We start from the raw sequence: 5,632 nt of genomic DNA on the forward strand, positions 1-5,632 counted from the left end.
GCCGGTCTCCGCGCTCGACGTCTCCGTCCAGGCCCAGGTGATCAACCTGCTGGAGCAGCTCCAGAAGGACTTCGAGCTCTCCTACATGTTCATCGCCCACGACCTCTCGATCGTCCGGCACATCTCCGACCGGGTCGGCGTGATGTACCTCGGCACGATGGTCGAGATCGGCTCGGACGAGGAGATCTACGAGCACGCCACCCACCCGTACACCCAGGCGCTGCTCTCCGCCGTCCCGGTGCCCGACCCGGCCGGCCGCGAGGGCCGCGAGCGGATCATCCTCTCCGGTGACATCCCCTCGCCGGCCAACCCGCCGTCCGGCTGCCGCTTCCGCACCCGCTGCTGGAAGGCCGAGGAGCGCTGCAGCACCGAGCTGCCGCTGCTGGCCGTCCCGGAGATCGGCGAGGGCCCGGCCAAGCACGCCTCGGCCTGCCACTTCGCCGCGGTCCGCGAGCCCGTCGCGGTGGCCTCCTGACCGGCCGGACGACCCCTTCGCGGGCCCGTGGTGCGAGCGCACCACGGGCCCGCGGGCTTTTCGGCACCCATCCGGCCGTATCCAGCTCGCGCCGCCGGTGACCCGATCCTTCGATGGGGTGTGATGCGTCATACACCCAGAGGAGGAAGCCTCATGCCTGCAGCGACGAGAGTGCGCTGGGCCGTGGTCGTCGCGACGAGCGTGGTCCTGGTGGCCACCGGCTGCGGCAGCAGCGGGGGCGGAGGTGGAAGCAGCGGCGCCAGCGGAGGCACCGGCGGCATCGTGACCGCCTGGTGGGGTGACCCGCAGAACCCGCTCGAGCCGGCGAACACCAACGAGGTCAACGGCGGCGCCGTACTCAACATGATCTTCAGGGGTCTGATCCAGTACGACCCCAAGACCAGCGCGCCGCAGAACGCCAACGCGGAGTCGATCACCTCGGACGACCAGCAGAACTGGACGGTCAAGCTCAAGCCGGGCTGGAAGTTCAGCGACGGCACCACGGTGACCGCGAAGTCCTACGTGGACGCCTGGAACTACGGCGCCCTCTCCACCAACAAGCAGCTGAACAGCAGCTTCTTCTCCTACATCCAGGGCTACGACCAGGTCGCACCGGCCTCCGGCAACCCGACCGCGCAGACCCTGTCCGGTCTGAAGGTCGTCGACGACAACACCTTCACCGTGGCGCTCAACCAGAAGTTCTCCACCTGGCCCGCCACCCTCGGCTACTCGGCATTCGTCCCGCTCCCGGCGAGCTTCTTCTCCGACCACGCGGCCTACCTCAACAAGCCGATCGGCAACGGCCCGTACGAGATCGCCTCGTGGACCAAGAGCGCGAAGATGGAGCTGCGGCCGTTCTCCGGCTTCAGCGGCACGGACAAGCCCAAGAACGGCGGCATCGACCTCAAGGTCTACACCGACACCAACGCCGCCTACGCCGACCTCCAGGCGGGCAACCTCGACGTCGACAACGGCCTGCCGAACAGCGCGCTGAAGACCGTCGAGACCGACCTCAACGGGCGCTTCCTCAACACCCCGGCCGGCATCATCCAGACCATCTCCTTCCCGCTCTACCAGGCGAACTGGAACACCCCGAACGCGCAGAAGGTCCGCCTCGGCCTCGCCATGGCGATCGACCGGAACACCATCACCAAGGTCGTGTTCAACAACACCCGCACCCCCGCCAGCGACTGGACCTCCCCGGTGCTCGGCGCCGCCGGCGGCTTCAAGGAGGGCATCTGCGGCCAGGCCTGCACCTACAACCCGACCATGGCCAAGCAGCTCGTCCAGGAGGGCGGCGGCATCCCCGGCGGCCAGCTCACCATCTCCTACAACGCCGACGGCCCGCACAAGGAGTGGGTCGACGCCGTCTGCAACAGCATCAACAACGCCCTCGGCAACACCAGCGCCTGCGTCGGCAACCCGATCGGCACCTTCGCGGACTTCCGCAACCAGGTCACCACCAAGAAGATGACCGGCCCGTTCCGCACCGGCTGGCAGATGGACTACCCGCTGATCCAGAACTTCCTGCAGCCCGTGTACACCACCGGCGCCTCGTCGAACGACTCCGGCTACAGCAACCCGCAGTTCGACTCCCTGGTCAACCAGGCCAACGCCAACCCGGACAATTCTTCGGCGATCAGCCAGTTCCAGGACGGCGAGAAGCTGCTCGCCACCGACCTGCCCGCGATCCCGCTCTGGTACCAGAACGGCACCGTCGGTTGGTCCGACCGCGTCACCAACGTCCTGCTCAACCCGTTCAGCGTCCCGGTCTACGACCAGATCACCGTCAAGTAGTCGGCAGCGGCTGCCGGGGCCGCACGGCCCCGGCGCCGCCCTTCCGGCGGCCCCCTGGAGGTTCGCATGGGACGCTACGTCATCCGACGCCTGCTCCAGATGATCCCGGTGTTCCTCGGGAGCACCTTCCTCATCTTCGTGATGGTCCACGCGCTCGGCGACCCCGTGAACGCCCTCTTCGGCGACCGGGCCCCCGACCCGGTCGTCGCCGAGCAGATCCGCAAGCAGTACAACCTGGACGAGCCGCTGTGGCTCCAGTACCTGATCTACATGGGGAACCTGTTCCGCTGGGACTTCGGCACCACCTTCAACGGGCAGTCGGTCACCTCGCTGCTCGCCACCGCCTATCCGGCGACGATCAAGCTGACCGCGGTGGCCTTCACCATCGAGGTGATCTTCGGCGTCGGCTTCGGCCTCATCAGCGGTCTGCGCCGCGGCGGCTGGTCGGACAACACGGTGCTGATCTTCACCCTGGTCGTCATCTCCATCCCCACCTTCGTCACCGGCTACGTGCTCCAGTACCTGGTCGGCGTGCAATGGGGCATCCTGCCCGCCACCGCCGGCGAGGACCTCAGCCTCCAGTCGCTGCTGCTACCGGGCATCGTGCTCGCCTCCGTGTCGCTCGCCTACGTCGCCCGCCTCACCCGCACCACCGTCGCCGAGAACTCCCGGGCCGACTTCGTGCGCACCGCGACGGCCAAGGGCCTACCGCGCCGCCGGGTGACGATCAACCACCTGCTGCGCAACTCGCTGATCCCGGTCGTCACCTTCCTCGGTGCCGACCTCGGCGCGCTCATGGGCGGCGCGCTGGTCACCGAGCGGATCTTCAACATCCACGGCGTGGGCTTCTACCTCTACCAGGGCATCGTCCGCCAGAACACGGCCACGGTCGTCGGCTTCGTGACCGTCCTGATCATCATCTACCTGGCGGCCAACCTGCTCGTCGACCTGCTCTACGCGGTCCTGGACCCGAGGATCCGTTATGCCTGACCAGGAGAAGTACAACAAGGCGGACCCGCTCGCGGACGCCGGCACCGAGGAAGAAGAGATCCAGAGTGCCGTCGAGAGCCGGACCTTCGACCTCGGCACCATGGAAGCGCAGACTTTAATCAAGAACGAACGCCTCGACGACGAGCCCGAGATCGCCGCTGCCGACGACCGCGTCAAGCCGCGCAGCCTCTGGCAGGACGCCTGGCGGGACCTGCGCCGCAACCCGATCTTCATCATCTCCGGACTGCTCATCATCTTCCTGGTGATCATGGCGATCTGGCCCGGGCTGTTCACCTCCACCGACCCGCTGAAGTGCGACCTCTCGAAGGCCCAGCAGGGCTCCGAGTCCGGCCACCCCTTCGGGTTCGACGGGCAGGGCTGCGACGTCTACGCCCGCACCGTGTACGGCGCCCGCGCCTCCATCACGGTCGGCGTCTGCGCGACCGTCGGCGCCGCCCTGGTCGGCACCACGCTCGGCGGCCTGGCCGGCTTCCTCGGCGGCTGGTCCGACTCGCTCATCTCCCGGGTCGCCGACATCTTCTTCGGCATCCCGATCCTGCTCGGCGGCCTGGTCTTCCTCTCGGTCATCCCGAGCCGGTCGATCTGGATCGTGGTCGCCTTCATCGTGGTGCTCGGCTGGCCGCAGATCGCCCGCATCGGCCGAGGCGCCGTGATCACCGCGAAACAGCAGGACTACGTCACCGCGGCCCGGGCCCTCGGCGCGAGCAACTCGCGGCTGATGCTCCGGCACATCCTGCCCAACGCGGTCGCCCCGATCATCGTCGTGGCCACCATCGCGCTCGGCACCTACATCGCCCTGGAGGCCACCCTGAGCTTCCTCGGCGTCGGCCTCAAGCCGCCGACCGTCTCCTGGGGCATCGACATCTCCTCGGCCTCGGCGACCTTCCGCAACGCCCCGCACATGCTGCTCTACCCGGCCGGTGCCCTGAGCATCACCGTCCTGGCGTTCATCATGCTCGGCGACGCCGTCCGCGACGCACTCGACCCGAAGCTGCGCTGAGAGGGGCCCCCACCAACCATGAACAGCGGCAACAGCGACGACGACGCCGGAGCCATCCGGATCGATCCCCAGGCGTCCGGCGCCGGCAGCCCGGCCGGCGACGTCCTGCTCGACGTGCGCGGGCTGCAGGTCGAGTTCCGCACCCGCGACGGCGTCGCCAAGGCCGTCAACGGCGTGAACTACTCCGTCGCCGCCGGCGAGACGCTCGCCGTCCTGGGCGAGTCGGGCTCCGGCAAGTCGGTGACCGCCCAGGCCGTCATGGGCATCCTCGACAGCCCGCCCGGCTACGTCACCGGCGGCGAGATCGTTTTCAAGGGCCGCGACCTGCTCAAGCTCGGCAAGGAGGAGCGCCGGAAGATCCGCGGCGAGCAGATGGCCATGATCTTCCAGGACGCGCTGTCCGCCCTGAACCCCGTCCACTCGGTCGGCACGCAGCTCGGCGAGATGTACCGGGTGCACCGCGGGGCCTCCCGCAAGGAGGCCAAGGCCAAGGCGATCGAGCTGATGGAGCGCGTGCGGATCCCCGCCGCCAAGGAACGCGTCAACGACTACCCGCACCAGTTCTCCGGCGGCATGCGCCAGCGCATCATGATCGCCATGGCGCTGGCCCTGGAACCGGACCTGATCATCGCGGACGAGCCGACCACCGCGCTGGACGTGACCGTCCAGGCGCAGGTCATGGACCTGCTGGCGGATCTCCAGGCCGAGTACAACATGGGTCTGATCCTGATCACCCACGACCTCGGCGTGGTCGCCGACGTGGCCGACAAGATCGCCGTGATGTACGCCGGCCGGATCGTCGAGACCGCCCCCGTCCACGACCTCTACAAGAACCCGGCCCACCCCTACAGCCGCGGCCTGCTCGACTCCATCCCGCGACTGGACCAGAAGGGCCAGGAGCTCTACGCCATCAAGGGCCTGCCGCCCAACCTGCTGCGGATCCCCAAGGGCTGCGCGTTCAACCCGCGTTGCCCGCGCGCCCAGGACATCTGCCGGCGGGAGGAGCCCGAGCTCTTCGAGGTCACCGGCGACACCGGCGTGCCCCTGCCGGGGCGGGGCAGCGCGTGCTTCTTCTGGAAGGAGACCCTCCATGACGTCTGACGGGGCGGGAACGGTGGAGGCCGTGCCCGAGGACGCCGCCTTCGCCCGGGAGGTGCCCCGCGGCGAGCCGATCCTGCAGGTGAGGGACCTGGTCAAGTACTTCCCGCTGACCCGGGGCATCATCGTCAAGAAGCAGGTCGGCGCCGTGAAGGCCGTCGACGGTGTCTCCTTCGACCTGATGCAGGGCGAGACGCTCGGCATCGTCGGCGAGTCCGGCTGCGGCAAGTCGACGCTCGCCAAGGTGCTGA

6 protein-coding genes are annotated in these 5,632 nt (G+C 68.5%); all 6 read left to right on the forward strand.

Going from position 1 to position 5,632, the window contains the following annotated elements; translation table 11 throughout:
• The coding region (locus ABD353_RS39000) for an oligopeptide/dipeptide ABC transporter ATP-binding protein (RefSeq protein ID WP_344628472.1) at nt 1–475 on the forward strand (475 nt) is incomplete at its 5' end.
• 153 nt (nt 476–628) lie between these two features.
• Nucleotides 629–2,272: a peptide ABC transporter substrate-binding protein gene (locus tag ABD353_RS39005; RefSeq protein WP_344628473.1), complete on the forward strand. Its 1,644-nt coding sequence runs from the start codon at nt 629–631 to the stop codon at nt 2,270–2,272.
• A gap of 66 nt (nt 2,273–2,338) precedes the next feature.
• On the forward strand, nt 2,339–3,262 hold the full coding sequence (locus tag ABD353_RS39010) for an ABC transporter permease (RefSeq protein ID WP_344628474.1): 924 nt from the start codon (nt 2,339–2,341) through the stop codon (nt 3,260–3,262).
• Nucleotides 3,255–4,283: an ABC transporter permease gene (locus ABD353_RS39015; protein ID WP_425555347.1), complete on the forward strand. Its 1,029-nt coding sequence runs from the start codon at nt 3,255–3,257 to the stop codon at nt 4,281–4,283. Before ABD353_RS39010 ends, ABD353_RS39015 begins: the two co-directional genes overlap by 8 nt.
• A gap of 18 nt (nt 4,284–4,301) precedes the next feature.
• Nucleotides 4,302–5,384: an ABC transporter ATP-binding protein gene (locus ABD353_RS39020; RefSeq protein WP_344628475.1), complete on the forward strand. Its 1,083-nt coding sequence runs from the start codon at nt 4,302–4,304 to the stop codon at nt 5,382–5,384.
• Nucleotides 5,374–5,632 (forward strand): ATP-binding cassette domain-containing protein (locus tag ABD353_RS39025; protein WP_344628476.1); only part of this gene is annotated, 259 nt, incomplete at its 3' end. The genes ABD353_RS39020 and ABD353_RS39025, both read left to right, overlap by 11 nt.

Source organism: Kitasatospora arboriphila, assembly GCF_039528095.1.
Lineage (GTDB): Bacteria > Actinomycetota > Actinomycetes > Streptomycetales > Streptomycetaceae > Kitasatospora > Kitasatospora arboriphila.

What these genes read in the sequence shown, in the direction of transcription:
- ABD353_RS39005 (WP_344628473.1), top strand. Translation starts at nt 629, where the DNA reads ATGCCTGCAGCGACGAGAGTGCGCTGGGCCGTGGTCGTCGCGACGAGC.
- ABD353_RS39010 (WP_344628474.1), top strand. Translation starts at nt 2,339, where the DNA reads ATGGGACGCTACGTCATCCGACGCCTGCTCCAGATGATCCCGGTGTTC.
- ABD353_RS39015 (WP_425555347.1), top strand. Translation starts at nt 3,255, where the DNA reads ATGCCTGACCAGGAGAAGTACAACAAGGCGGACCCGCTCGCGGACGCC.
- ABD353_RS39020 (WP_344628475.1), top strand. Translation starts at nt 4,302, where the DNA reads ATGAACAGCGGCAACAGCGACGACGACGCCGGAGCCATCCGGATCGAT.